Below are 23,796 nucleotides of genomic sequence, written 5' to 3'. Positions count from 1 at the left end.
AAGCGCTGGATGACCGAGACAACATCATGGAGCGTATCGGCCAGGAAAATCCCGCTGCAGCGATTGAACTTGATGAGGCTTTCGAACTGAAAGGAGAAAGCGCTCGGCAGCACCCAGCCTGTACCGAAAAGGTATCGCGGGAGGTACCCGCGAAATCGTCGTCACTCCAAACTACGTCATCATCTACACAGTCAAAGTTGATGTTGTGGAAGTGCTACGAGTGCTGCATACCAGACGGCAATGGCCATGATGGCTGGAGGGAAAATGCTTAGGAGTTCGCGGCTCCTTAAGTAGCATTATTCTGGCTGTTTAACGCGGATTCTGCGGGAATAATGGCAGTTGATCTGACAATGAAGTCCAACCCGTCACCCACAAAAAAGCCGCCCTCAACAGGCGGCTTTTTCATTCACCAGAACTAAGTCTTACAACTTAGGCCCGGCAGCCTTGATCGCGTCGCTCACTTCGAACTTCTTGAAGTTCTCGATGAACAGACCGGCCAGTGCTTTGGCAGCTTCGTCGTATGCAGCCTTGTCAGCCCAGGTGTTGCGTGGGTTGAGCAGGTTGGTTTCGACGCCCGGTACGGCCAGTGGCACGTCCAGGTTGATGGTGTCCAGGTGCTCGGTGGCAGCACCGATCAGCGCGCCGCTCTGGATCGCTGCGATCACCGCGCGGGTGGTCGGGATGTTGAAGCGTTTGCCGACGCCGTAGCCGCCACCGGTCCAGCCGGTGTTGACCAGGTAGACCTTGGAGCCGAAGCCGCGGATGCGCTTGATCAGCAGTTCAGCGTATTCGCCGGCCGGACGCGGGAAGAACGGTGCGCCGAAGCAGGTGGAGAAGGTCGACTTGATGCCGCTGCCCGAACCCATTTCGGTCGAGCCCACCAGTGCGGTGTAGCCGGACAGGAAGTGGTAGGCCGCTTGTTCTTCGTTGAGGATCGACACTGGCGGCAGCACGCCGGTCAGGTCGCAGGTCAGGAAGATCACAGCGTTCGGCTCGCCGCCCAGGTTCTTCTCGGAACGCTTGGCAACGTGCTCCAGCGGGTAGGCCGCGCGGCTGTTCTGGGTCAGGCTGACATCGGCGTAGTCGGCGTGCTTGGCATCGTCGATCACGACGTTTTCCAGCACCGCGCCGTGCTTGATGGCTTTCCAGATGACCGGCTCGTTCTTCTCGGACAAGTCGATGCACTTGGCGTAGCAGCCGCCTTCGATGTTGAAGACAACGCCTTCGCCCCAGCCGTGTTCGTCGTCACCGATCAGGTAACGGCTTTCGTCGGCGGACAGGGTGGTCTTGCCGGTGCCCGACAGACCGAAGAACAGGGTCACGTCGCCTTCTTCGCCGATGTTGGCAGCGCAGTGCATTGGCAGCACGTCAGCGGCCGGCAGCAGGAAGTTCTGCACGGAGAACATGGCTTTCTTCATTTCACCGGCGTAACGCATGCCGGCGATCAGCACTTTCTTCTGGGCGAAGTTGATGATCACGCAACCGTCGGAGTTGGTGCCGTCACGCTCTGGCACGCACTCGAAGTTGGCGACGTTCAGCACTTGCCACTCTTCGCGACCGGCCGGGTTGTACTGAGCCGGGTTAATGAACAGGCAACGACCGAACAGGTTCTGCCAGGCAGTCTGGGTGGTCATTTTCACGGCCAGGTAGTGATCTTCGGCCGCGCCTACATGCACGTGGGAAACGAAATGCTCTTGCGCGTTGTTGAATGCTTCAACACGAGCCCACAGCGCGTCGAACTTGTCGGCCGGGAACTTGCGGTTGATCGGGCCCCAGGCAATGGCAGCCTGGGTGGAAGGCTCTTCAACGATGAAACGGTCGACTGGCGAACGGCCGGTGCGGTGACCGGTGCGAACAACCAGAGCGCCGGTATCGGCAAGCTCGCCTTCACCGCGGTTCAGGGCTTCTTTTACCAGATCATCAACACTCAGATCGGTGTACACGGCGTTATTGGCTTGCGTCATGAGGTTCCCCGTCGGCCAGTGGCCGAGTGTGCTCCAAACGTTTTGTAGTAGAAAGTCGTGCACTACTACCGCGAAAAAAGTGGGCCGGATTATGCCAGAAAAGCCCAAAAAGAGTAGGGCCCTCCCGTCGTAACGGCGTAATTCCGTCGTTGAGCAGTGAATTTACCTGCGCTGAACCGTTTTAGTGCCGGGTATCTGACGGCGTCTCGACGCCCGCGCCAGCGAACAATTGAGCGATATCTGCCGCGTCGAACAGGTAGCGCTGGTTGCAGAACTGGCAATCGATCTCGACTTGGCCACCTTGCTCGGCCACCAGTGCCTGCGCATCTTCCAGACCCAGGCTGACCAGTGCATTGCCGGAACGCTCGCGGGAGCAGCTGCAGTGGAAGCGCAGTTTCTGCACATCGAACAGACGAACCTGCTCCTCATGGTAGAGGCGGTGCAGGACCGTTTCGTTGTCCAGGCTCAACAGTTCATCAGCGGTCAGGGTGTTGCCCAGCGCGGTGATGTGCTGCCAGCTGGCGGCGCGTTCTTCTTCGTCTTTCAGGCGATCGGCCGGCAGTTGCTGCAGCAGCAGACCACGGGCACGACGGCCGTCGGCGCACAGCTTGAAGCGAGTGCCGACCTGCTGGGACATGACGAAATAGTTGGTGAAGCAGTCGGACAGGGTTTCGCCGTCGAGATCAACGATGCCCTGATAACGCTGGCCAGCGATCGGGTCGACGGTCAAGGCAAGGACACCGTTCGGCATCAGGTCGCCGAGGGTCGCGTCGGCAGGAATCTGCTCGGCGTGATAGCGCGCCAGGCCGCGGATTTCGCGCTCGCTGGAGCACTCGATCATCAACAGCGGGATCGGGCCTTCGGAACGGGCCTGAAGAATCAGCAAGCCATCGAATTTCAGGGTGCCCACCAGCAACGAGGCGGCGGCCATCAGTTCACCCAGCAATTGCGCAACCGGTTCCGGGTACGGGTGCTTGGCGAGCACTTCGGCGTAGCTGCGCTCCAGCGACACCAGTTCGCCGCGCGTGTCGCTGTCATCGAAGATGAAGCGTTGGGTGTAATCGGTATCGAGGAAATCGGTCATAGGTCTGGGTATCTGAATGTGATGACAAAATGGTTACAAAGAATGAAAATCCCGCGCTTCTGGCATCCTTTTTGATGCCGATGTTCAGCCACGGGAGGCATTTTATGAACAATCCGGGTTTGTTCCAATCAAGGTGGAACCTCGGCCGGCTGGTTCTGTGCAACGTTGTGCCATTGGCACTACTGGCTTTCTGGTTATGGCCTACAGGTCAGATGCTGTGTGTGATTTTCGACGAGTGGCTGTTCCGCTCACTCAACGCACCGCTGGCCAGCAACCCCATATGGCTCCACATCTGGGCAATTGCAAGTCTGCGACCGTTCGACATCGTCGTCGGCCTGATTCTGCTGACGCTGCTGATCAAGGGCGACTGGGTGTTCAGGGCGATTGACGTGCGCCGCGCCTTTTTCGGTTTTTTCTCGATCCTGCTGCTGATGGTGGTGATCCGCGCGCTGTTTTCCAAGTTCTCCGATCACATGGGCTGGCAGCACAGCAGCCCGTCGATGGTGCTCGAAGGTGCCGTGCATATCAGCGATTACTTCCCGCATCTGGAGAAGACCTGGGAGCTGAAGGATCGCTCGAGCCAGAGCTTCCCCGGTGACCACGCCTCGGTGCTGCTGATCTGGGCGCTGTTCATGGGCGTGTTCAGCCGTACGGCTGGTCAGTTTCTGGTGATCTGGGGCCTGGCACTGCTGTTCATGTTGCCGCGTCTGGTCGCCGGTGCTCATTGGGGCCAGGACGATTACATCGGCGGCATGCTGCTGGCGGTGTGGGCACTGGGCTGGGGTTACTACACGCCGTTTGCTTATCACGCGGCGAACTTCTGGTTGAAGGTCACGGCACCGGTATTCCGGCTGCTGGGCAAACTGCCGGTGGTTTCGCGGATGAGTGTGGTGTCCGCGCAATAATCGAACATTGCTGAACAAAAAAGCGCAGCCGCCGGCGGGGTCTTGCACCCAGGCCGGCAGGCTGCGTTTTTTTATTCGCCGCTACTGTTCCCACGAAATTTAAACAGATCCCGACGCTGCTTCTTGCTCGGTTTGCCGTCGGTGGTCACACCCAGAGCGCCTGCCCTGCGCATCGCCGCAGCCGCTTCACGCTTGGCAATGCTGGCCTCGGTCTCGGCATACAGCGTCTGCGCCTCAGGTGCGCCGCGACGCACGATCGACAGGGCCTGAACCACAACGGTCTTCTCGTCGAAGCCGGCGCGAATCTCGAATTCATCGCCAATGCGTGGTTCTTTGCCAGGCTTGCAGCGCTCTCCGCGACAATGCACCTTGCCACTCTCGATGGCGGCTTTGGCCAAGGCGCGAGTCTTGAAAAAACGCGCGGCCCACAGCCACTTATCGAGACGAACCTTGTCGTCCTCTTCGCTTTTTTGTGCCATATGAATTCCTCGTTCAGCCAGTAGTCGGAACTGTACTACCGATTCTGTCGGGCGCAAGAACTCGGCCCTCCAGATAAACTGTGATCTTCGCCGGTTCAACGGCATGGAGTGATCGAGTGACCAAATTTCCGTCTTCATTGACCTCGCCCAAATCCGGGTGCCTGGGCTGCCAGCAAAGCGAGCCGCTGGGCTTCGATTTTTCGTTCGCTTATCAGCCCATCGTGGATCTGCGTGACGAGTCGGTGTACGCCTACGAGGCACTGGTTCGTGGTGCGGCTGGTGAAGGCGCATTAACCGTGCTGGATCAGGTTACAGAAGATAACCGCTACCGTTTCGACCAGCTCTGCCGGACTCGCGCCATCGAAGGCGCGGCCGAACTTAATATGCAGACACACTTGTCGATCAACTTCATGCCCAACGCCGTCTATCGTCCAGAGTTGTGCATTCGCAGCACCTTGGAGGCCGCCAGGAAACACAATTTTCCGATCGACCGGCTGATTTTCGAAACACTGGAAAGCGAGCATGTAGATAACTATCGCCATTTGACCAATATTCTGCGTGAATACCGCGAATTCGGCTTCAAGACGGCCATCGACGATTTCGGTGCCGGCTATTCGGGGCTCAATCTGCTGGCCGATTTCCAACCGGACCTGATCAAACTCGATATGGCGCTGATTCGCGATATCGACCGTGACCGTGTTCGTCAGGCTATCGTTCGGGGGATTGTCACAATCTGTGCGGAGTTGGACGTTACAGTCATCGCCGAAGGCATAGAGAGTGCGGGTGAACGGGATTTCCTGGCGGACTGCGGAATATTTCTGATGCAGGGTTACTGGTTCGCCAGACCCGCATTCAAAGCGTTAGCCCAGGTGTCCCCTGAAGCGTGGACGCGTTAATCGTTGGTTTTTTCCATTGAAGACATTTGACCATTTGACCGTTATCGGTCTGCGCGAGTGGGTGGCGCTTCCGGATCTGGGAGTCGCCGGCCTTCGGGCAAAAATCGACACCGGCGCCAGCACCTCCAGCCTGCATGCCACCGACATCGAGCCGTTCGAACGCGACGGCGAGAAGTGGGTGCGCTTCACCGCGCACCTGGGCACCGTCGTGCAGCTGCGCCATCGACGCTGCGAAGCGCCGCTGGTCGCCCGCAAGACCATCAAGAGTTCGAATGGCCAGGCTCAGGTGCGCTACGTGATCAGCACCACCCTGGCCCTGGGTGATCGGGTCTGGCCGATCGAATTCACCCTCGCCTGCCGCAAGTCCATGCGCTATCGCCTGCTGCTCGGTTCCAAAGCCCTGATCGACGGCCAGCTGGTGGTCAATCCGGGCATCAAATATGTACAAGACAAGCCGGTGTTCCCGGTATCTACCTCCTCCACAGGTGTTGCATGAAGATCGCTGTGCTGTCGCGGAACCCGCGTCTGTATTCCACCCGCCGTCTGGTCGAAGCCGGAACCGAACGCGGGCATGAAATGGTGGTGATCGACACCTTGCGCGCCTACATGAACATTGCCAGCCACAAGCCGCAGATCCACTACCGCGGCAAGCCGCTGGAAGGTTTCGATGCAGTGATCCCGCGGATCGGCGCGTCGGTGACGTTTTATGGCTGTGCGGTGTTGCGCCAGTTTGAAATGATGGGCGTGTTTCCGCTCAACGAATCGGTGGCCATCGCCCGCTCGCGGGACAAGCTGCGTTCGCTGCAATTGCTGTCGCGCCGGGGCATCGGTTTGCCAGTGACCGGCTTCGCCCACTCGCCTGACGACATTCCCGATCTGATCGACATGGTCAACGGCGCGCCGCTGGTGATCAAAGTGCTCGAAGGCACCCAGGGCATCGGCGTGGTGCTGTGCGAAACCGCAACGGCTGCGGAGTCGGTGATCGAGGCGTTCATGGGCCTGAAGCAGAACATCATGGTGCAGGAATACATCAAGGAGGCTGGCGGCGCCGACATCCGCTGCTTCGTGGTCGGCGACAAGGTGATCGCGGCGATGAAGCGTCAGGCCAAGCCCGGCGAATTCCGCTCCAACCTGCACCGTGGCGGCAGTGCCAGCCTGATCAAGATCACTCCGGAAGAACGCATGACCGCGCTGCGTGCGGCAAAGGTCATGGGGCTGGCGGTGGCGGGTGTCGATATCCTGCGCTCCAACCACGGGCCGCTGGTGATGGAGGTGAACTCGTCACCGGGCCTGGAAGGGATCGAAACCACCACGGGCAAAAACGTGGCGGGGATCATCATCGAACACCTTGAGAAGAATGGCGGGCCGAACATGACCCGCACCAAAGGCAAGGGATAGGGGCACTGGGGAGCGGCGAGCTACGAGCTGCAAGCGGCGAGTAAAAGCAGCTTTGGCTTGTCGCTTGCCGCTTGTAGCTGCCGTTAAACGGCATCTCTTGGCAGCATCAACCCCAGCGGCAATCGAACCCGCGCCTCCAGCCCGCCACCGGAGCGGTTGCGCAGTTCAACATTGCCGCCGTGCATCGAAGCAATCCGCTTGACGATCGCCAGCCCCAGGCCGGTACCTTTTCCGCCCCGCGCCCGATCACCTCGGGTGAACGGGTTGAAAATCGCCTCAAGTTCCGACGGGGCGATTCCCGCCCCACGGTCCATTACGCTCAGCACCACGTACGGCGCACTCGTGTCCCCGGAGACATAGGCCGCGACGTCCACGCTGCCGCCAGCATGATTCAACGCGTTGCCAATCAGGTTGTTCAGCAAACGCTTCATCGACACCCGCCGCAACGGGAACGGCTGGATCGGCTCCAGGCGCAGGCGCACTTTCTCTTCACTCTGGTTGTACGGTGCCGCGACTTCACGCACCAGATCACTGAGATCCACTTCCTCCACCGACTCGTCCCGACCATCGCGAATGAACGCGAGGAACTGGTCGAGGATGGCGTCCATGTCTTCGATGTCGCGCACCATATCGTTGGTCAGATCCGTGCGGTCCCCCATCAACTCCAGCGACAGCCTCAAACGGGTCAGCGGCGTACGCAAGTCATGCGAGACCCCCGCCAGCATCAGCTCACGCTCGCGGCCGGCCTGCTCGACGTCTTCGGCCATCTGGTTGAAGGCGCGATAAACCTCGGCCATCTCGCTGGGGGTGTCACTGATCGGCAGGCGCACGCTGCGGCCCTGGCCGAGTTGCCGGGCGGCGTAGACCAGACGCTTCAACGGTTGGTTGAGCTGGCTGACGAAAATCCACGCAGACGCCGTGGACAGCAACCCGATCGCCAGGAACCAGCCGAGCACGTTCCAGATTTTCTGGCCACGCAACGGGTGTGGATACAGTGGCACTTTCAGCCAGCCATCACCGAGGCTCGGCGCGCGAACCCATAAGGCCGGCGGTGAGTGCATGCGCAAGCGCACTTCGGTGTCAGCGCCCAGCTCCGCCTGCATCTGCCGCTGGTAGATTTCACTGTAGGGCCAATGTTGTTCGCCTTCCGGCACACCGGCGCCGACCACCCGGATCAAGGTCGCGGCATCGGCGATTTTCGCGCGGTTTTCTTCATCGGCGGCCCAGTAGGCACGCAGCGTCAGGGCGACGCCGTGGCTGTATTGGCGGTCCACCAGCACGTCCTCGTTCATCAAGAGATAAACCAGGGTCAATGCCTTGGAAAACAATACGACGATGAGCACCAGCCACAGGGTGCGGGAGAAGAAACTTTGGGGGAACCAGACGGGGGTTTTCATGGATAACCGCTACACACTTGCAGGAGCGAGCAATGCTCGCATATTGCGGATTGCGAGTCTGCGCGGACGGCGTTTCCGACCGTCCCCCGCAGACTCGCTCCTACAAATCACCCATCACTTGGTGGAGTTGCCATCCGGCACGAACACATAGCCAACACCCCAGACGGTCTGGATGTAACGCGGCTTGGACGGATCGGGTTCGATCATCCGGCGCAGACGGGAAATCTGCACGTCGATGGAACGCTCAAGGGCATCCCACTCACGGCCACGGGCCAGGTTCATCAGCTTGTCGCGGGTCAGCGGCTGACGGGCGTTCATCACCAAAGCCTTGAGTACCGCAAACTCACCGGTGGTGAGCATGTGCACTTCATCGCCGCGTTTGAGTTCGCGGGTGGCCAGGGAGAGCACGTAGTCGCCGAACGTGACGTTTTCTTCTTCACTGCCCGGCGCGCCCGGCACCGGTGCGGCCTGACGGCGCAACACGGCCTTGACGCGGGCCATCAGCTCGTCCGGGTTGAACGGTTTGGCCAGATAGTCGTCGGCGCCCAGTTCCAGGCCCTTGATACGACTCAGCTCGTCGCCCTTGGCGGTCAGCATGATGATCGGAATCTGATTGTTCGCGCCACGCAGGCGACGGCAAGCAGTCAGGCCGTCTTCGCCGGGCAGCATCAGGTCGAGGACGACCAGGTTGAACACTTCACGCGACAGCAGACGATCCATCTGCTCGGTGTTCGGTACGGCGCGGGCACGGTAGCCCTTGCTGACGAAAAAGCGTTCCAGCAGGCTGCTCAGCCCCGGATCGTCGTCAACGATGAGAATTTTTTCGCCTTCAGCAGTTTGTGCAGTGCTGCTCATTGGATGCTCCTTTTAGCTCGGCGCGCATTATGGCGTAGCTGCCGTTATACGCACCGTGTGCATTGTTAGCAGATTTTTCCTTCACTGCCAGAAAACCGGGGCTTGTGCCTACAGACTGCGTCGCCCCCGAATGACAGAACGCTGGTTATAATGCGCGGCCTTTTGTGCCAGGCAACGTCTGAATCGTTACCGCAGGTGGCCGTCCCTTATTTTCATGGGCGCCGCAGTAATTGTTCGATTTCACGGGTCAATGGGATGCCTTTTGACCCAGGCAGCGGCCAGCATCAAGCCGCCCCACCAGACTCCGGGCCTTCATTTACGCGCCTGCGAGCCTGCTTTCACAATTTGTCAGGTGGTTTTATGGACAGCATCAACAGCCGCATCGCCGAGGAACTCGGCGTACGCCCACAACAGGTCGAAGCGGCCGTCGCGCTACTCGATGAAGGCTCTACCGTTCCCTTCATCGCCCGTTACCGGAAAGAAGTGACCGGCAGCCTCGATGACACCCAACTGCGTCATCTGGAAGAGCGTCTGCGCTACCTGCGAGAACTCGACGAACGGCGCATCAGCATTCTTTCCAGCATTCAGGAGCAGGGCAAACTCACCCCTGAGCTGGAGCGCGAAATCAAACTCGCCGACACCAAGACCCGCCTCGAAGACTTGTACCTGCCGTACAAGCAGAAGCGCCGCACCAAGGGCCAGATTGCCCTGGAAGCCGGCCTCGGCGAACTGGCCGACGGTCTGTTCAACGACCCGTCGTTGACCCCGGAAACCGAAGCCGCGCGCTTCGTCAACGCGGAAAAAGGCGTGGCCGACGCCAAGGCAGCACTGGAAGGCGCCAAGTACATCCTCATGGAGCGCTTCGCCGAAGACGCCAACCTGCTGGAAAAACTGCGCACCTACCTGAAGCAGGAAGCCACTCTCAGTGCCCGCGTAATCGCCGGCAAGGAAGAGGAAGGCGCCAAGTTCCGCGATTACTTCGAACACGACGAACCACTGAAAAGCATGCCGTCGCACCGCGCACTGGCGATTTTCCGTGGCCGCAACGAAGGCATTCTCAGCTCTGCACTGAAAGTCGGCGAAGAGCTGCCGGGCACCCTGCACCCGTGCGAAGGCATGATCGGCCAGCACGTCGGCATCCAGAACCAGAACCGTCCGGCCGACAAATGGCTCGGTGAAGTGGTGCGCTGGACCTGGAAGGTCAAGCTCTACACCCACCTGGAAACCGACCTGCTGGGCGAGCTGCGCGACGGCGCCGAAACCGAAGCGATCAACGTGTTCGCTCACAACCTGCACGACCTGCTGCTGGCCGCCCCGGCCGGCCCGCGCGCAACCCTGGGCCTCGACCCGGGCCTGCGTACCGGCTGCAAGGTCGCGGTGGTCGACTCCACCGGCAAGCTGCTGGATCACGCCACGGTTTACCCGCACGTGCCGCACAACAAATGGGATCAGACCATCGCCATCCTGGCCGCCCTGTGCGCCAAGCACTCGGTCGACCTGATCGCCATCGGCAACGGCACCGCCAGCCGTGAGACCGACAAGCTGGCCATCGAACTGATCAAAAAATATCCAGCAATGAAAATGACCAAGGTCATGGTTTCCGAAGCTGGTGCATCGGTGTACTCGGCCTCGGAACTGGCAGCCAAGGAATTCCCGGATCTGGACGTGTCGATCCGTGGCGCGGTTTCGATTGCCCGTCGCCTGCAGGATCCACTGGCCGAACTGGTGAAGATCGACCCGAAATCCATCGGTGTCGGCCAGTACCAGCACGACGTGTCGCAGCTGAAACTGGCGCGCGGCCTGGACGCCGTGGTCGAGGACTGCGTGAACGCCGTGGGCGTGGACGTGAACACCGCCTCCGTGGCACTGCTGGCGCGGATCTCCGGCCTCAACGCGACCCTGGCGCAGAACATCGTGGCCCACCGTGACGAGCACGGCGCGTTCAAAACCCGCGCGGCGCTGAAGAAAGTCGCGCGTCTGGGCGAGAAAACCTTCGAACAGGCCGCCGGCTTCCTGCGCGTGATGAACGGCGACAACCCGCTGGACTCCTCGGCCGTTCACCCGGAAGCCTATCCGCTGGTGCAGCGCATCGCCGCTGAAACCGACCGTGACATCCGCTCGCTGATCGGCGATGCGGCGTTCCTCAAGCGTCTGGATCCGAAGAAATTCACCGACGAGACTTTCGGTCTGCCCACCGTCACCGACATTCTGCAAGAGTTGGAAAAACCGGGCCGCGACCCGCGTCCGGAGTTCAAGACCGCCGAGTTCCAGGAAGGCGTCGAGGACCTGAAGGACCTGCAACTGGGGATGATCCTCGAAGGCGTGGTGACCAACGTGACCGCGTTCGGTGCGTTCGTCGACATCGGCGTGCATCAGGACGGTCTGGTGCACATTTCGGCGCTGTCGGAGAAATTCATCAAGGATCCGCGCGAAGCGGTGAAGGCCGGTGACGTGGTGAAGGTGAAGGTCATGGAAGTCGACATCCCGCGCAAACGCGTCGGCCTGTCGATGCGCATGAGCGACACCCCGGGCGAGAAGATCGACGGTGCCCGTGGCTCGCGTCCGGGCTCGGCGCCACGCCAGTCGCAGGGTTCGGCGCCACGCAAGGAAAGCACCCCGGCGGCTCCGGTGAATAACGCAATGGCCTCGCTGTTCGCCAACGCCAAGCAGTTGAAGAAACGCTGATGGAAATGCCGGCCGGGCTTGTCGAGAGCGCGTTTTTCAAGCTGTTGGGCTGCCGTCTGCACAGCCTGGAAACCGGGGTGGCGCAAGTCGCCCTGGCGCTGGAACCCGAACTGCGCAATCGCGGCGGCAAGCTGCACGGCGGCGCGCTGTTCAGTCTGGTCGATATCGCCATGGGGCTGGCCTGCTCCAGCACCCACGGTTTCGACCAGCAGAGCGCAACCATCGAGTGCAAGATCAACTACATCCGCGCCGTCTCTGAAGGCGAGGTGCTGTGCACGGCGCGGGTGATCCACCCGGGCCGGCGCACGCTGGTGGTCGAAGCCGACGTGATGCAGGGCGACAAACTGGTCGCAAAAGCGCAAGGCACGTTCGCTGTCCTGTAGATGTTGTTCATCATTTTGAGTTAATTTCGGCGCTGTGATCGCAGCGTCGGAGTTTTCCTCGCCCGCGTCTGCCAGATTCAGGGACTGAAGTTGGCGTTTCCAATGGGGCTTTCATGGCCCGAAAACCAGGCGAAAACGCCAGTTTCAACTTCACCCTTGTAGACCGTCCTGCCCACCCCCATATTGGGGCGACTGACGCGTGAAGGAATCCAAATTGAGCGAACTTCTCAACCGCCGCCTGGCTCTGCTCGGCGAGCGCGCTAACCTCTCTCTGCTTGAGCAGTGCCTTCACGGTATCGAACGTGAATGCCTGCGGGTGACCGGCGAAGGCCGCCTGGCCCAGACGCCGCACCCTGAAGCCCTGGGTTCCGCGCTGACCAACGAACAGATCACCACCGACTATTCCGAGTCGCTGCTGGAGTTCATCACGCCCGCCCTGCCGGACCCGGCCGATACCCTCGCCAGCCTGGACAAGATTCATCGCTTCGCCTACAGCAAGCTCGGCAACGAATACCTGTGGAGTCCATCGATGCCGTGCCCGTTGCCGGCCGAGGAAGACATCCCGATCGCCTATTACGGCACCTCCAACATCGGTCAGCTCAAGTACGTCTACCGCAAGGGCCTGGCCCTGCGTTACGGCAAGACCATGCAGTGCATCGCCGGGATTCACTACAACTTCTCCCTGCCGGAAAAGCTCTGGCCGCTGCTGAAAGAAGCCGAAGGCTTCGTCGGCACCGACCGGGATTTCCAGTCGTCGTCCTATATCGCGCTGATCCGTAATTTCCGCCGCTACAGCTGGCTGCTGATGTACCTGTTCGGCGCTTCGCCGGCGCTGGACGCGGGTTTCCTGCGCGGTCGCTCGCACCAGTTGGAACAGCTGGATCCGGACACCCTCTACCTGCCCTACGCCACCAGCCTGCGCATGAGCGACCTCGGTTACCAGAGCAACGCCCAGGCGGGCCTGACCCCGTGCTACAACGATCTGGCGAGCTACACCGACAGCCTGCGCCAAGCGGTGGCCACGCCGTACGCGCCGTACGTTGAAATCGGTACGCACCAGAATGGCGAGTGGGTGCAACTGAACACCAACATCCTGCAGATCGAAAACGAGTACTACTCCAACATCCGCCCGAAACGCGTGACCTACACCGGCGAGCGGCCGATCCAGGCCTTGATGGCCCGTGGCATCCAGTACGTCGAAGTGCGCTGCCTGGACATCAACCCGTTCCTGCCGATGGGCATCGACCTCACCGAGTCGCGCTTCCTCGACGCATTCCTGCTGTACTGCGCGCTGAACGAAAGCCCGCTGCTGACCAACAATTCCTGCGGCAACGCCACCTCCAACTTCCTCAGTGTGGTCAAGGAAGGTCGCCGTCCGGGCCTGCAATTGCAGCGCGACGGCCAACCGGTCGAGCTGAAGGAATGGGCTGCCGAACTGCTGGAAAAAATCGCTCCGCTGGCGGCGCTGCTGGATCAAAGCCATGGCGGCGATGCCCACAGCAAGGCGCTCGATGCGCAACTGGCCAAGGTCAAGGATTCATCCCTGACGCCTTCGGCCCAGGTGCTGGCGGCCATGGCCACGCACAAGGAAAGCTTCGCGCAATTCTCCCTGCGCCAGAGCCAGGCTCACGCCGAGTTCTTCCGCAGCGAGCCGTTGGCGGCTGAAGAGCAAGCGAAGTTCGAAGAACTGGCGCGGTCTTCGCTGGCGCAACAGGCGGAGCTGGAGCAGAACGAGGTGGGCGATTTCGACGTGTTTGTCGGGTCGTATCAGGCGAGCATTCTGGCGATCAGCAACTGACATCAGAAGGTTCTTTGATCGTTCCCACGTCGAGGCGTCGAACCGTCTGCGTGGTAACGCCTCAATGGACGCTCCGCGTTCAAGTGACGCGGAGCGTCACGAGCTGCATTCCCACGCAGAGCGTGGGAACGATCAAAAAAAGCCTCAAGGGACGCTCTGCGTCCCAGTGACGCGGAGCGTCACAAGCTGAATTCCCACGCAGAGCGTGGGAACTATCAAATACCCCCGGCTTAGATTTTTCCGCTCATAAGCTAATTCTAAAAAGTTATTTATTTTTAGATTCTTAGATCATTTAGTCTCCTTTCACGCCGACGCTCGGTCGCCTGATATGGAGCTCTTGAATGAAACTGAATTTCCCGCTTCGCCTGCTGGCCTTGGCCTCTCTGGCTGCTGCGAGCTTCCTGGCTCAGGCCGCCGACCTCACCGTCGCCTACCAGACCACCGTTGACCCGGCGAAAGTCGCCCAGGCCGACGGCGCCTACGAGAAAGCCACCAAGGCTGACATCAACTGGCGCAAATTCGATAACGGTGCCGACATCATTGCCGCCATCGCCTCCGGTGACGTGCAGATCGGCTACCTCGGTTCCAGCCCGCTGACCGCTGCGATCACCCGCAAAGTTCCGGTGGAAACCTTCCTCATCGCCACCCAGATCGGCGCCGCCGAAGCGCTGGTCGCCCGCGACGGCTCCGGCATCAAGACGCCGCAGGATCTGGTCGGCAAGAAAATCGCCGTGCCGTTCGTATCCACCGGTCACTACAGCCTGCTGGCCGCGTTGAAGCACTGGAACATCGATCCATCGAAAGTCACCGTCCTCAACCTCGCCCCGCCAGCGATCATTGCTGCGTGGAAACGCGGTGACATCGACGCTACCTACGTTTGGGATCCGGCGCTGGGTGTGGCCAAGGAAAACGGCAAAGTGCTGATCACGTCTGGTGAACTGGCCAAGTTCGGCGCGCCGACCTTCGACGCCTGGATCGTGCGCAAGGACTTCGCCGAGAAGCACCCGGAAATCGTCACCGCATTCGCCAAGGTCACCCTCGACGCCTACGCCGACTACCGCAAGGATCCGAAAGCCTGGCTGGCCAATCAGAGCAACGTCGACAAGCTGGTGAAACTCTCCGGCGCCAAAGCCAGCGACATTCCATTGCTGCTGCAAGGCAACGTCTACCCGCTGGCAGCGGATCAAGTCAGCGACCTCGGCGCTCCGACCACCAAAGCCATCACCGACACCGCTGCGTTTCTCAAGGAGCAAGGCAAGGTCGAAGCGGTACTGCCGGACTACGCGCCGTACGTCAGCGCCAAGTACATCACCAACTGATCGGGAGTTAACTGCGATGGCCTTGCTACAGCTGGAGCGCATCAGCGCACAGTATCCCGGCAGCCCGGAACCGGTACTGTCCGATATTTCCCTGACCCTCGGCCCTCAGCAATTGCTGGTGGCCCTCGGCCCGTCCGGCAGTGGCAAGACTTCGCTGTTGAACCTGATTGCCGGTTTCGTCGAACCGAGCGCCGGCCGCATCACCCTCGACAACGTGCCGGTCAAAGGTCCGAGCGCCGAACGCGGCGTGGTGTTCCAGGACGACGCCCTGTTGCCCTGGCAGGACGTGCTGGCCAACGTCGCTTTCGGTCTGGAACTGGCCGGTGTGGCCAAGGACAAACGCGAACAGCGCGCTCGGGAAATGCTCGCACTGGTCGACCTTTCCGGTTTTGAACATCGTCGCATCTGGCAGCTGTCCGGCGGCCAGAAACAGCGTGTTGGCCTGGCCCGCGCTCTCGCCGCCGACCCACGTGTATTGCTGATGGACGAGCCCTTCGGCGCCCTTGACGCCTTCACCCGTGAACAGATGCAGGAGCTGTTGCTGCAAGTCTGGCAACGCACCGCCAAACCGGTGTTCCTGATTACCCACGACATTGAAGAAGCGGTGTTCCTCGCCACTGACCTGATTCTGCTGGCGCCGAATCCGGGGCAGATCGTCGAGCGTCTGCATCTCGACTTCGGCCAGCGTTACGCCGCCGGTGAGTCGGCACGAGCCATCAAATCCGACCCGCGTTTTATCGAAACCCGCGAACACGTGCTTGCCAAAGTGTTCTCGCAACGCAGCGCCGTTCTGCGGCAGGAGCACGCATGAGCAGTTACGACGTTTCCGCCACCGCCGTGAAACCCGCCGCCACGTCGGTGGTGACTCCCGTACGCCGCAGCCTCAGCACTCGCTGGATCAGCCTGCTGACCCTGTTCGCGTTGCTGGTGATCTGGTGGGCGGTGACGGCCACCGGCCTGATCGAGCCGCTGTTCCTGCCGCCACCGTCCGCCGTGCTGCAAAAAGGCTGGTTGCTGGCGACCACGGGCTACATGGATTCGACGTTGTGGCAGCACTTGGGCGCGAGCCTCAGCCGAATCGGCCTGGGCCTGGGTTTTGCGATTCTGACCGCGGTGCCGGTGGGCATCGCCATCGGCGCCAACCGCATCGCCCGTGGCGTGCTCGATCCGCTGATCGAGTTCTACCGGCCGATTCCGCCACTGGCCTATTTGCCGCTGATCGTGATCTGGTGCGGCATCGGCGAGTTGTCGAAAGTGCTGCTGATCTACCTGGCGATTTTCGCTCCGATCGCGATTGCCACCGCCACCGGTGTGCGCACCGTCGACCCGGCCAAATTGCGCGCCGCGCAGTCGCTGGGCGCCACCCGGGCGCAACTGATCCGCCATGTGATTTTGCCAAGTGCGCTGCCGGACATTCTGACCGGTGTGCGCATTGGCCTGGGTGTGGGTTGGTCGACCCTGGTCGCCGCCGAACTGATCGCGGCCACCAGCGGCCTGGGCTTCATGGTGCAGTCGGCTGCGCAGTTCCTGGTCACCGATGTGGTGGTGCTGGGGATTCTGGTCATCGCCCTGATCGCCTTCGCCATGGAAATGGGCCTGCGCGCCCTGCAACGCAAACTGGTGCCGTGGCACGGCCAGGCCCACTGATTTTTCAGCACTGACTACCCCGACAGTTTCGGGGCCCCGGAATTGAAGAGAACCACCATGAGCAGCCTGAACATCACCCCGTTAAGCTCGGCCCTCGGCGCACAGATCAGCGGCGTCGACATCAGCCAGCCGCTGAACCTGGAACAGCGCGACGCTATCGAGCAGGCACTGCTCAAATACCAGGTGCTGTTCTTCCGCAATCAACCGATCGAGCCTTCGCAGCAGGCGCGATTCGCCGCCTACTTCGGCGATCTGCACATTCACCCGATCTACCCGAACGTGCCGGAGCAGCCGGAAGTGCTGATCCTCGACACCGCCGTCACCGACGTGCGCGACAACGCGATCTGGCACACCGACGTGACCTTCCTGCCGACCCCGGCCATGGGCGCGGTGCTCAGCGCCAAGCTGTTGCCGGAGTTCGGTGGCGACACATTGTGGGCCAGCGGGATTGCTGCGTATGAGGCGCTGTCGGCGCCGATGAAAGCGTTGCTCGAAGGGCTGACCGCGACTCACGATTTCACCCGCTCGTTTCCGCTGGAGCGCTATGGCAACACGCCGGAGGCACTGGCGCAGTGGGAAGAGGCGCGGCGCAAGAATCCACCGCTGTCGCATCCGGTGATTCGCACGCACCCGGTGAGCGGACGGCGTTCGCTGTTCGTCAACGAAGGGTTCACGTCGAAGATCAATGAGCTGTCGGAGACCGAGAGCGAAGCGGTGTTGAAGTTCTTGTTCGCGCATGCGACGCGGCCGGAATTCACCATTCGCTGGCGCTGGCAGAAAGATGACATTGCGTTCTGGGACAACCGCGTGACGCAGCATTACGCGGTGGATGATTACCGGCCGGCACGGCGGGTGATGCAGCGGGCTACGGTGTTGGGGGATGTGCCGTTTTTTCGCTGAGCCTTTAACGCAAGAGCAAGATTGATCGTTCCCACGCTCTGCGTGGGAACGCCTCTACGGACGCTCCGCGTTCGGCTTGGCAGGGGACGCGGAGCGTCCCGGGCTGAATTCCCACGCGGAGCGTGGGAACGATCTGTGTGTCGTTATTCTGCCGTCGAAGGCTTCTCCCAAAGATTAATCCCGCCCTCCTGAGCAAACCGGTCAATCTCCGCCAGTTCCTCAGCACTGAAACTCAAATTCTTCAACGCCCCGACGTTCTCGATAATCTGCTCCGGTCGGCTCGCGCCAATCAGCGCCGAAGTCACCCGAGGATCCCGAAGTGTCCACGCCAACGCCAGTTGCGCCAGGCTCTGCCCACGACGTTTGGCGATCTCGTTCAACGCCCGCACGTGAGCGATGTTCGCCTCGGACAAGTGCGAAGCCTGCAACGAACCACCACCCGGACGATTGACCCGCGCATCCGCCGGCACGCCGTTGAGGTATTTGTCGGTCAGCAGGCCTTGCGCCAGCGGGGTGAAGGCAATCACGCCGGTGCCGAGCTCATCGGTGGTGTCGAGCAGGTCCTTTTCCACCCAGCGGTTGAGCAGGTTGTACGCCGGTTGGTGAATCAGCAGCGGCACTTTCCACTCTTTGAGAAACCCGGCGATCTCGCGGGTTTTCACTCCGGAGTACGACGAGATGCCGATGTACAGCGCCTTGCCCTGCTGCACCGCCGTGGCAAGGGCGCTGGCGGTTTCTTCCAGCGGGGTGTCCGGGTCGAAACGGTGCGAATAGAAGATATCCACATAATCCAGGCCCAGGCGTTGCAGGCTTTGGTCGAGGCTGGCCAGCACGTATTTACGCGAGCCGCCGCCCTGGCCGTAAGGACCGGGCCACATGTCCCAACCGGCCTTGCTGGAGATGATCAGTTCATCGCGGTACTGCTTGAAGTCTTCGCGCAGCAGACGGCCGAAGTTGATCTCGGCGCTGCCGTAGGGCGGGCCATAGTTGTTGGCCAGGTCGAAGTGGTTGATGCCCAGGTCGAAAGCCGTGCGCAGCAACGAGCGCTGGGTGTCGATCGGCGTGCTGTCGCCGAAGTTGTGCCACAGGCCCAGGGACAGCGCCGGCAGCACCAGACCGCTGCGTCCGACGCGGCGGTAAGGGATGGAGTCATAGCGGTTTTCGGCAGCGGTGTAAGTCATCGAATCCTCTCTTGTCGGTCTTGAATCGGGTGTCGATTGCTACGCAAATCTATTGCCGGGCCGGGCCAGGCCAAGGTTCTGGCGCAAGGTCCGGCCCTCGTATTCGATTCTGAACAGCCCACGCCGTTGCAGTTCCGGGACCACGCCATTGGCGAAGTCTTCGAGCCCGCCGGGCAGGTGCGGCACCAGCACATTGAAGCCGTCCGCCGCGCCCTGCTCGAACCACTCCTGCAAGCGGTCGGCAATCTGCGCCGGAGTGCCGACGACGCTGTAATGCCCGCGACCGCCAGCGATTCTGCGACCCAGTTCGGCCAGGGTCAGATGTTCTCGGCCGGCCAGTTCGGTCAACAGTTTCTGTCGGCTTTGCTGGCCGCTGTCAGTCAGCGGCAACTCCGGCAGCGGCCCGTCCAGCGGGTACTTCGACAGATCGAAGTTGCCCAGCATACGCCCAAGCAGAGCGATGCCCACCTCGGGTTCGACCAATTGCTGAAACGTTTCACATTTTTCCTGCGCTTCGGCTTCCGTCTGCCCGACCACGACAAATACGCCGGGCATGATTTTCAGCGAATCGGCACTGCGTCCGTACTTCGGCAAGCGCCCCTTGAGGTCGGCGTAAAACGCCTGGGCGCTGGCCAGTGAAGTCTGCGCGGTGAACACCACTTCGGCGGTCTGTGCAGCCAGTTCACGTCCGGTTTCCGACGAGCCGGCCTGCACGATCACCGGCTGACCCTGTGGCGAACGCGCGACGTTCAGCGGGCCCTTGACCCGGAAGTGCTCACCGACGTGATCCAGCACATGCAGTTTTTCCGGGTCGTAATACGCGCCAGTGACCTTGTCGCGAATGAAGGCATCGTCCTGCCAACTGTCCCAGAGCCCGGTGACGACCTGATGAAATTCCCGGGCGCGGCTGTAGCGTTCGACATGGCCGATGTGTTCGTCGCGGCCAAAATTCTGCGCTTCGGCGGCGTTGTCCGAGGTCACCAGATTCCACCCCGCTCGGCCGCCGGACAGGTGATCGAGCGAAGCGAATTTACGCGCCACGTGGTACGGCTCGTTGTAACTGGTGGTCGCGGTGGCGATCAGGCCGATGTGTTCGGTCACCGCGCTCAACGCCGAGAGCAAGGTCAGCGGCTCGAAATGATCGGAACGGGCCATGCGACTGGCGATGTCCTGGGTCGGCGCGGCAACGCTGTCGGCAACGAACAACGTATCGAACTTCGCTGCCTCGGCAATCTGTGCCAGGCGTTTGTAATGGGCGAAATCCAGTCCCGCGTTGGCCGGCACGTCCGGATGACGCCACGCGGCGACGTGGTGCCCGGTGGCCATGAGGAACGCGCCGAGTTTCAGCTGTCTGCTCATCTCAGAAGTCCTTGCGCAGTTGCACGCCGAAGTAGCGCTCGTCGTCGCGAGGCACGGCGCGGTAGATGTAGTTGCCTCCGCTGGCGAGCAGCGGCGAATAGGACTTGTCGGTGAGGTTCTTGCCGAGCAACGCCACGCGCCAGCCGTTGGTGTAATCGGCCAGAGCCACGCTGGCGTTCCAGAGGCCGTAGGCGCCCTGCTTGGTGTCGGCGTTCTGGCTGATGTCGTACTGCACTTCGCTCTGCCAGCTGTAGTCGGTGCCGAGTTCGATATCCAGGCCGTTATCCAGCGGGATGGTGTAGTCGGCGCGCACGTAGCTTTTCCAGTCCGGGCTGAACGGCAGCGGTTTGCCGTTGACGTTGCACGACGCCGCCGCGCCCGCCGGGCAGGCGAACTCGTCGATGCGGGCCCGGGTGTAGGCCAGCGCGCCGGAGAACTTCAGTTGCTGGGTCGCCTGCAGGGCGAAATCAAGTTCCACGCCTTCGGTGCTGACGCTGCCGGCGTTGATCAGGCGCGTTACGACTTGCCCGGCGACGGTGTCGAAAAAGTTAGCCTGGTAGTTGTCGTAGTCGCTGTGGAAAACCGCGAGGTTGGTGGTCAGGCGATTGTTCCAGGACGAGGCTTTGATCCCCGCCTCCCAGGTGTTGGAGGTTTCCGGTTTCAGCGCTTCGGTATCGCGCGGCTGCATGTTGAAGAACACGTTGTAGGCCGGGCCTTTGTAGCCGCGCGAGTAGGTCAGATAGGTGGTGACGGTATCGCTCAGGTCGTACTGCAAACCGAGCCGACCGGACCAGCCATCCTCGTCCACCGACCCGGAACTGCGGGTGGCCGGTTGAATGCCGCTGACGGTGGTGGCGGAAGTGGAAACACGACGGTGATCGTATTCGAGATCGTCGTGGGTGTAGCGCAGGCCGGCGATACCACGCAAGTCCGAGGTGAAATTCAATGTGCTTTCGCCGAACACCGCGTAGCTGTCGCTGGTGGTGCTGTAATCGGCGACGCCGCGATCAGTTCGTGTGGTGGTGGTCAGCGTGCGCTGATAGGTTTCCTCGTCCTTGCCGTGCATGTAGAACAGGCCGCCGACGTATTCGAGGAACTCGCCTTTCGGCGACGCCAGACGCAGCTCCTGCGAGTACTGGTCGAAGGCCAGATCGCCCTTGTCCGCCGTGCCGGGGAACGCGGCCGTCACCGTGCCGAGGCGGTCGCCGTCCTGATACTGGGTGTTGTCCCAGCCGCGCCACGCGGTGATCGAGGTCAGGGTGTAATCGCCCAGTTGCCAGTCGAGCTGGCCGGACAGGCCCTTGTTGGTGTCCTCGACGTGGGAGCGGGTGTCGGTGTTGATGTCGCGGTTGTGGCTGGTGGCACTGACCGGGCTCAACGCATTGGCGAAGGCCGGGGTCAACGACTTGGTCACGACGCCGTTGGGGCCGTCATCGTGGGACTGCATGTAGTCGGCGATCAGGGTAAAGGTGACGTCGTCGTTCGGGGTGAATTCCAGTTTGCCGCGCACGCCGCGATGGTTGTAGCCGTTGACCTCCTGACCGTTGTGCTGGTTGTCGACGTTGCCGTCGTAAGTGCCGAACAAGGTGCTGATCGAGCCCTTGAGCGTGTCCGGAATCAGGCTGCCACCGATGCCGAACCGGGTGCGGCTTTCATTGCCGCTGTAATACGACTGATCGATGTAGCCGTGGGTCGCGGCGGTCGGCGCCTTGCTGGTGATGTTCAGCACGCCGGCCGAGGCATTCTTGCCGAACAGCGTGCCTTGCGGGCCGCGCAAGACTTCGACGCGTTCCAGGTCCAGCAGGTCAAGAGTGGACTGGCCAGGACGGGCGTAGACCACGCCATCGATTACCGTGGCCACGGTCGGCTCGACGCCTGGCGAGGTGGAAATCGTCCCCACGCCACGCACGAACAGCGAGGTGTCCTTGTTCGACGCGCCGGTGCGGAAATTCAGCGACGGCACTTGCTGGACGATGCTCGCCACGCTGTTGCGGTTGTCGCGTTCCAGCTGCTCGCCGTCGATCACCGATACCGCCACCGGCACCTTTTGCAGCGACTCTTCGCGGCGGGTGGCGGTGACCGTGACGGATTTGAGGGTCGGCTCCTGATCGGTGCTGTCGGCGGCGAACGCGACGGGCAGCGGCAGCGCGGCCAGCCCGGTGAGTAGCCAGCCCGCAGCGCGGATCGATTGCGCCAGTTTGTGTGTCGCCCCAGGAATGTTATGCATGTTTGCCCGCTCGAAAAGTTGCCCTGAACCGCTGCCGTTCTGCGACGACAGCGCCTGTCTCGGTGTCTTGGGCATTCGCTCGAGCGAGTAGCAGACAACGCGCTTTGTTAGCGCTAACATCGCCAGTATTGGCAAGCCGGACATAGACCGTCCAATACTGAAAAATTACTTTTATATGCGTTTTGGTTTTTAAGAAGGATCGAGCCTTGAGCGAAGAAAAGCCCCGCAAACGCCGTGGCGCCGGTCGCGTGACCCTCAACGCGGTGGCGCGCCAGGCCGGTGTTTCGGCGATCACCGTGTCGCGCTATTTCAACCAGCCGGAACAGGTCTCGCCCGAACGCCGCGAGCGCATCGCGGCGGTGGTCGCCGAGTTGGGTTATGTGCCGAATCTGGTGGCCGGCGGGCTCGCCTCGGCGCGGGGGAAAATCGTCGGCATGGTGATCCCGAACATCTCCGGGCCGATCTTCGCCAACACCATTCAGGGCTTCAGCGACACCCTCAGCCGTCACGGCTACCAGCTACTTCTTGCCTCGAGTTACTTCAGCACTGAACAGGAAGAAAACGCCGTGCGGGCCTTCCTCGGCTGGTCGCCGGCGGCGCTGGTGGTGACCAGTCACTTCCACAGCGCGGGCACAGAAAAGATGCTTGCCGAAGCGGATATCCCGGTGATCGAAACCTGGGATTACCAACCGGATCGCGAGCCGATGCAGATCGGCTTTTCGCACTTCGAAGTGGGTGTCAGCGCCGCTCGTTATTTGCACAACAAAGGCTATCGACGCATCGCCTTCGTGCAGAACAGCGCACCCGGCGACTTCAGCGCACTGGAGCGCCGCGACGGTTATGCGGCGACCGTGCGTGAGTTGGGCCTGGAACCGTGGGTGTTCGCACCGGACGCCGATCGCGCCCCATTCGAGGCCGGCAAGCAAGCAATGGAAGCGCTGATGAACGCCTCACCCCGCCCGGACGCGATCATCTTCGCCAACGACAACCTCGCCGCCGGCGGCCTGCTGGCCGGACAACGCGCCGGCCTCAAGATCCCCGAAGACTGCGCCGTCCTCGGTTTCGGCGACTACCCGTTCGCCGAGATGCTGCTGCCGAGCCTGAGCACCATCAAACCGCCGGCGCTGGAGATCGGTGTACTGGCAGCGACGCGGGTGCTGGAAAGCCTTGGCGTGTTGCCGAGCGATGAGGTACAGCGGTTGAATCTGCTGCAGTGCACGGTCATAGAGCGGGAAAGTACCTGACGAATATGGCGTGGGCTGGTTTGGCTATGCTCTAAATGAAACCGCGAAGGCGCCCGACCAAACACCGACTATGCC

At 61.4% G+C, this 23,796-nt stretch carries 21 protein-coding genes; 13 read left to right on the top strand and 8 right to left on the bottom strand.

Translation table 11 applies throughout. The features are described from left to right. The first annotated feature begins 118 nt into the window (after positions 1-118). Positions 119-250: a type II toxin-antitoxin system RelE/ParE family toxin gene (locus tag ACEN93_RS18205; RefSeq protein WP_495611559.1), complete on the top strand. Its 132-nt coding sequence runs from the start codon at positions 119-121 to the stop codon at positions 248-250. A gap of 172 nt (positions 251-422) precedes the next feature. Here the strand turns inward: ACEN93_RS18205 and ACEN93_RS18200 are convergent, their stop codons facing one another. Next, complete coding sequence (locus ACEN93_RS18200; protein ID WP_007952682.1) at positions 423-1,964, bottom strand: phosphoenolpyruvate carboxykinase; 1,542 nt, start codon at positions 1,962-1,964, stop codon at positions 423-425. Positions 1,965-2,145: 181 nt separating this feature from the next. Then, complete coding sequence (gene hslO, locus ACEN93_RS18195) at positions 2,146-3,048, bottom strand: Hsp33 family molecular chaperone HslO (RefSeq protein WP_011331968.1); 903 nt, start codon at positions 3,046-3,048, stop codon at positions 2,146-2,148. Between the two features lie 104 nt (positions 3,049-3,152). On the opposite strand from hslO, the gene ACEN93_RS18190 reads away from it, so the two are divergent. Continuing rightward, complete coding sequence (locus tag ACEN93_RS18190) at positions 3,153-3,953, top strand: phosphatase PAP2 family protein (RefSeq protein WP_064592738.1); 801 nt, start codon at positions 3,153-3,155, stop codon at positions 3,951-3,953. A 71-nt stretch (positions 3,954-4,024) separates the two neighbouring features. Here ACEN93_RS18190 and ACEN93_RS18185 read toward each other — a convergent pair whose 3' ends face one another. Next, a complete protein-coding gene (locus tag ACEN93_RS18185; protein WP_495610343.1) occupies positions 4,025-4,432 on the bottom strand; it encodes an RNA-binding S4 domain-containing protein in 408 nt (135 codons plus the stop codon). 116 nt (positions 4,433-4,548) lie between these two features. Here ACEN93_RS18185 and rimA point away from each other — a divergent pair, with 116 nt between their 5' ends. From rimA to rimK, 3 genes are read left to right on the top strand one after another with little or no spacing between them, the layout of a single operon-like run. Next, the gene (gene rimA, locus ACEN93_RS18180; RefSeq protein ID WP_007952688.1) at positions 4,549-5,328 is read left to right on the top strand and encodes a S6 modification regulatory phosphodiesterase RimA; all 780 of its coding nucleotides are present in this window, start codon (positions 4,549-4,551) and stop codon (positions 5,326-5,328) included. 16 nt (positions 5,329-5,344) lie between these two features. Continuing rightward, a complete protein-coding gene (gene rimB, locus ACEN93_RS18175) occupies positions 5,345-5,824 on the top strand; it encodes a retropepsin-like aspartic endopeptidase RimB (RefSeq protein WP_011331964.1) in 480 nt (159 codons plus the stop codon). Continuing rightward, entirely contained in the window at positions 5,821-6,726 is a 906-nt protein-coding gene (gene rimK, locus ACEN93_RS18170; protein ID WP_007949201.1) for a 30S ribosomal protein S6--L-glutamate ligase, read from the top strand. Before rimB ends, rimK begins: the two co-directional genes overlap by 4 nt. Before the next feature lie 83 nt (positions 6,727-6,809). Here the strand turns inward: rimK and ACEN93_RS18165 are convergent, their stop codons facing one another. Together ACEN93_RS18165 and ompR are read right to left on the bottom strand one after the other, a co-directional pair. Further along, the gene (locus ACEN93_RS18165; RefSeq protein ID WP_039764576.1) at positions 6,810-8,123 is read right to left on the bottom strand and encodes an ATP-binding protein; all 1,314 of its coding nucleotides are present in this window, start codon (positions 8,121-8,123) and stop codon (positions 6,810-6,812) included. Positions 8,124-8,237: 114 nt separating this feature from the next. After that, positions 8,238-8,978, bottom strand: a complete 741-nt coding sequence (ompR, locus tag ACEN93_RS18160; protein ID WP_007952694.1) for an osmolarity response regulator transcription factor OmpR — start codon at positions 8,976-8,978, stop codon at positions 8,238-8,240. 360 nt (positions 8,979-9,338) lie between these two features. On the opposite strand from ompR, the gene ACEN93_RS18155 reads away from it, so the two are divergent. The 7 genes from ACEN93_RS18155 (at position 9,339) to tauD (ending at position 17,710) form a co-directional block, all read left to right on the top strand. Next, positions 9,339-11,663, top strand: a complete 2,325-nt coding sequence (locus ACEN93_RS18155; protein WP_134333983.1) for a Tex family protein — start codon at positions 9,339-9,341, stop codon at positions 11,661-11,663. Then, positions 11,663-12,046 carry a PaaI family thioesterase gene (locus ACEN93_RS18150; protein ID WP_052266506.1) on the top strand — a complete coding sequence of 128 codons (384 nt, stop codon included), beginning with the start codon at positions 11,663-11,665 and terminating at the stop codon, positions 12,044-12,046. The genes ACEN93_RS18155 and ACEN93_RS18150 overlap by 1 nt, the downstream gene beginning before the upstream one ends. A 214-nt stretch (positions 12,047-12,260) precedes the next feature. Then, complete coding sequence (gshA, locus tag ACEN93_RS18145; RefSeq protein ID WP_039764572.1) at positions 12,261-13,844, top strand: glutamate--cysteine ligase; 1,584 nt, start codon at positions 12,261-12,263, stop codon at positions 13,842-13,844. Positions 13,845-14,185: 341 nt separating this feature from the next. Further along, positions 14,186-15,163, top strand: coding sequence for a taurine ABC transporter substrate-binding protein (tauA, locus tag ACEN93_RS18140; RefSeq protein WP_039764570.1), 978 nt, complete (start codon positions 14,186-14,188; stop codon positions 15,161-15,163). A gap of 16 nt (positions 15,164-15,179) precedes the next feature. Further along, entirely contained in the window at positions 15,180-15,974 is a 795-nt protein-coding gene (gene tauB, locus ACEN93_RS18135; RefSeq protein ID WP_039764568.1) for a taurine ABC transporter ATP-binding subunit, read from the top strand. Further along, complete coding sequence (tauC, locus tag ACEN93_RS18130) at positions 15,971-16,810, top strand: taurine ABC transporter permease TauC (RefSeq protein ID WP_039764566.1); 840 nt, start codon at positions 15,971-15,973, stop codon at positions 16,808-16,810. The genes tauB and tauC overlap by 4 nt, the downstream gene beginning before the upstream one ends. 57 nt (positions 16,811-16,867) lie before the next feature. Beyond that, positions 16,868-17,710 carry a taurine dioxygenase gene (gene tauD, locus ACEN93_RS18125; RefSeq protein WP_495610342.1) on the top strand — a complete coding sequence of 281 codons (843 nt, stop codon included), beginning with the start codon at positions 16,868-16,870 and terminating at the stop codon, positions 17,708-17,710. A gap of 143 nt (positions 17,711-17,853) precedes the next feature. On the opposite strand, the gene mgrA is transcribed toward tauD, so the two are convergent. Genes mgrA through ACEN93_RS18110 form a run of 3 tightly spaced genes read right to left on the bottom strand, consistent with a single transcriptional unit; the run spans position 17,854 to position 22,477 of the window. Beyond that, positions 17,854-18,891, bottom strand: coding sequence for an L-glyceraldehyde 3-phosphate reductase (gene mgrA, locus ACEN93_RS18120; protein WP_495610341.1), 1,038 nt, complete (start codon positions 18,889-18,891; stop codon positions 17,854-17,856). Positions 18,892-18,930: 39 nt separating this feature from the next. Beyond that, positions 18,931-20,250, bottom strand: a complete 1,320-nt coding sequence (locus tag ACEN93_RS18115; RefSeq protein ID WP_495610340.1) for an LLM class flavin-dependent oxidoreductase — start codon at positions 20,248-20,250, stop codon at positions 18,931-18,933. Between the two features lies 1 nt (position 20,251). After that, positions 20,252-22,477, bottom strand: coding sequence for a TonB-dependent receptor (locus ACEN93_RS18110; RefSeq protein ID WP_495610339.1), 2,226 nt, complete (start codon positions 22,475-22,477; stop codon positions 20,252-20,254). Positions 22,478-22,683: 206 nt separating this feature from the next. On the opposite strand from ACEN93_RS18110, the gene ACEN93_RS18105 reads away from it, so the two are divergent. Then, positions 22,684-23,721 carry a LacI family DNA-binding transcriptional regulator gene (locus tag ACEN93_RS18105; RefSeq protein ID WP_039764559.1) on the top strand — a complete coding sequence of 346 codons (1,038 nt, stop codon included), beginning with the start codon at positions 22,684-22,686 and terminating at the stop codon, positions 23,719-23,721. Positions 23,722-23,796 lie beyond the last annotated feature (75 nt).

Source organism: Pseudomonas sp. Pseusp21 (assembly GCF_059492145.1).
The sequence above is the reverse complement of the archived record's forward strand: the minus strand, read 5'-3'. Positions and strand labels throughout refer to the sequence as shown.

Excerpts from the sequence above, each read along its gene's own strand:
- ACEN93_RS18200 (WP_007952682.1), bottom strand. The coding sequence starts at position 1,964 with ATGACGCAAGCCAATAACGCCGTGTACACCGATCTGAGTGTTGATGAT.
- hslO (WP_011331968.1), bottom strand. The coding sequence starts at position 3,048 with ATGACCGATTTCCTCGATACCGATTACACCCAACGCTTCATCTTCGAT.
- ACEN93_RS18190 (WP_064592738.1), top strand. The coding sequence starts at position 3,153 with ATGAACAATCCGGGTTTGTTCCAATCAAGGTGGAACCTCGGCCGGCTG.
- ACEN93_RS18185 (WP_495610343.1), bottom strand. The coding sequence starts at position 4,432 with ATGGCACAAAAAAGCGAAGAGGACGACAAGGTTCGTCTCGATAAGTGG.
- rimK (WP_007949201.1), top strand. The coding sequence starts at position 5,821 with ATGAAGATCGCTGTGCTGTCGCGGAACCCGCGTCTGTATTCCACCCGC.
- ACEN93_RS18165 (WP_039764576.1), bottom strand. The coding sequence starts at position 8,123 with ATGAAAACCCCCGTCTGGTTCCCCCAAAGTTTCTTCTCCCGCACCCTG.
- ompR (WP_007952694.1), bottom strand. The coding sequence starts at position 8,978 with ATGAGCAGCACTGCACAAACTGCTGAAGGCGAAAAAATTCTCATCGTT.
- ACEN93_RS18155 (WP_134333983.1), top strand. The coding sequence starts at position 9,339 with ATGGACAGCATCAACAGCCGCATCGCCGAGGAACTCGGCGTACGCCCA.
- ACEN93_RS18150 (WP_052266506.1), top strand. The coding sequence starts at position 11,663 with ATGGAAATGCCGGCCGGGCTTGTCGAGAGCGCGTTTTTCAAGCTGTTG.
- tauA (WP_039764570.1), top strand. The coding sequence starts at position 14,186 with ATGAAACTGAATTTCCCGCTTCGCCTGCTGGCCTTGGCCTCTCTGGCT.
- tauB (WP_039764568.1), top strand. The coding sequence starts at position 15,180 with ATGGCCTTGCTACAGCTGGAGCGCATCAGCGCACAGTATCCCGGCAGC.
- tauC (WP_039764566.1), top strand. The coding sequence starts at position 15,971 with ATGAGCAGTTACGACGTTTCCGCCACCGCCGTGAAACCCGCCGCCACG.
- tauD (WP_495610342.1), top strand. The coding sequence starts at position 16,868 with ATGAGCAGCCTGAACATCACCCCGTTAAGCTCGGCCCTCGGCGCACAG.
- mgrA (WP_495610341.1), bottom strand. The coding sequence starts at position 18,891 with ATGACTTACACCGCTGCCGAAAACCGCTATGACTCCATCCCTTACCGC.
- ACEN93_RS18115 (WP_495610340.1), bottom strand. The coding sequence starts at position 20,250 with ATGAGCAGACAGCTGAAACTCGGCGCGTTCCTCATGGCCACCGGGCAC.
- ACEN93_RS18110 (WP_495610339.1), bottom strand. The coding sequence starts at position 22,477 with ATGCATAACATTCCTGGGGCGACACACAAACTGGCGCAATCGATCCGC.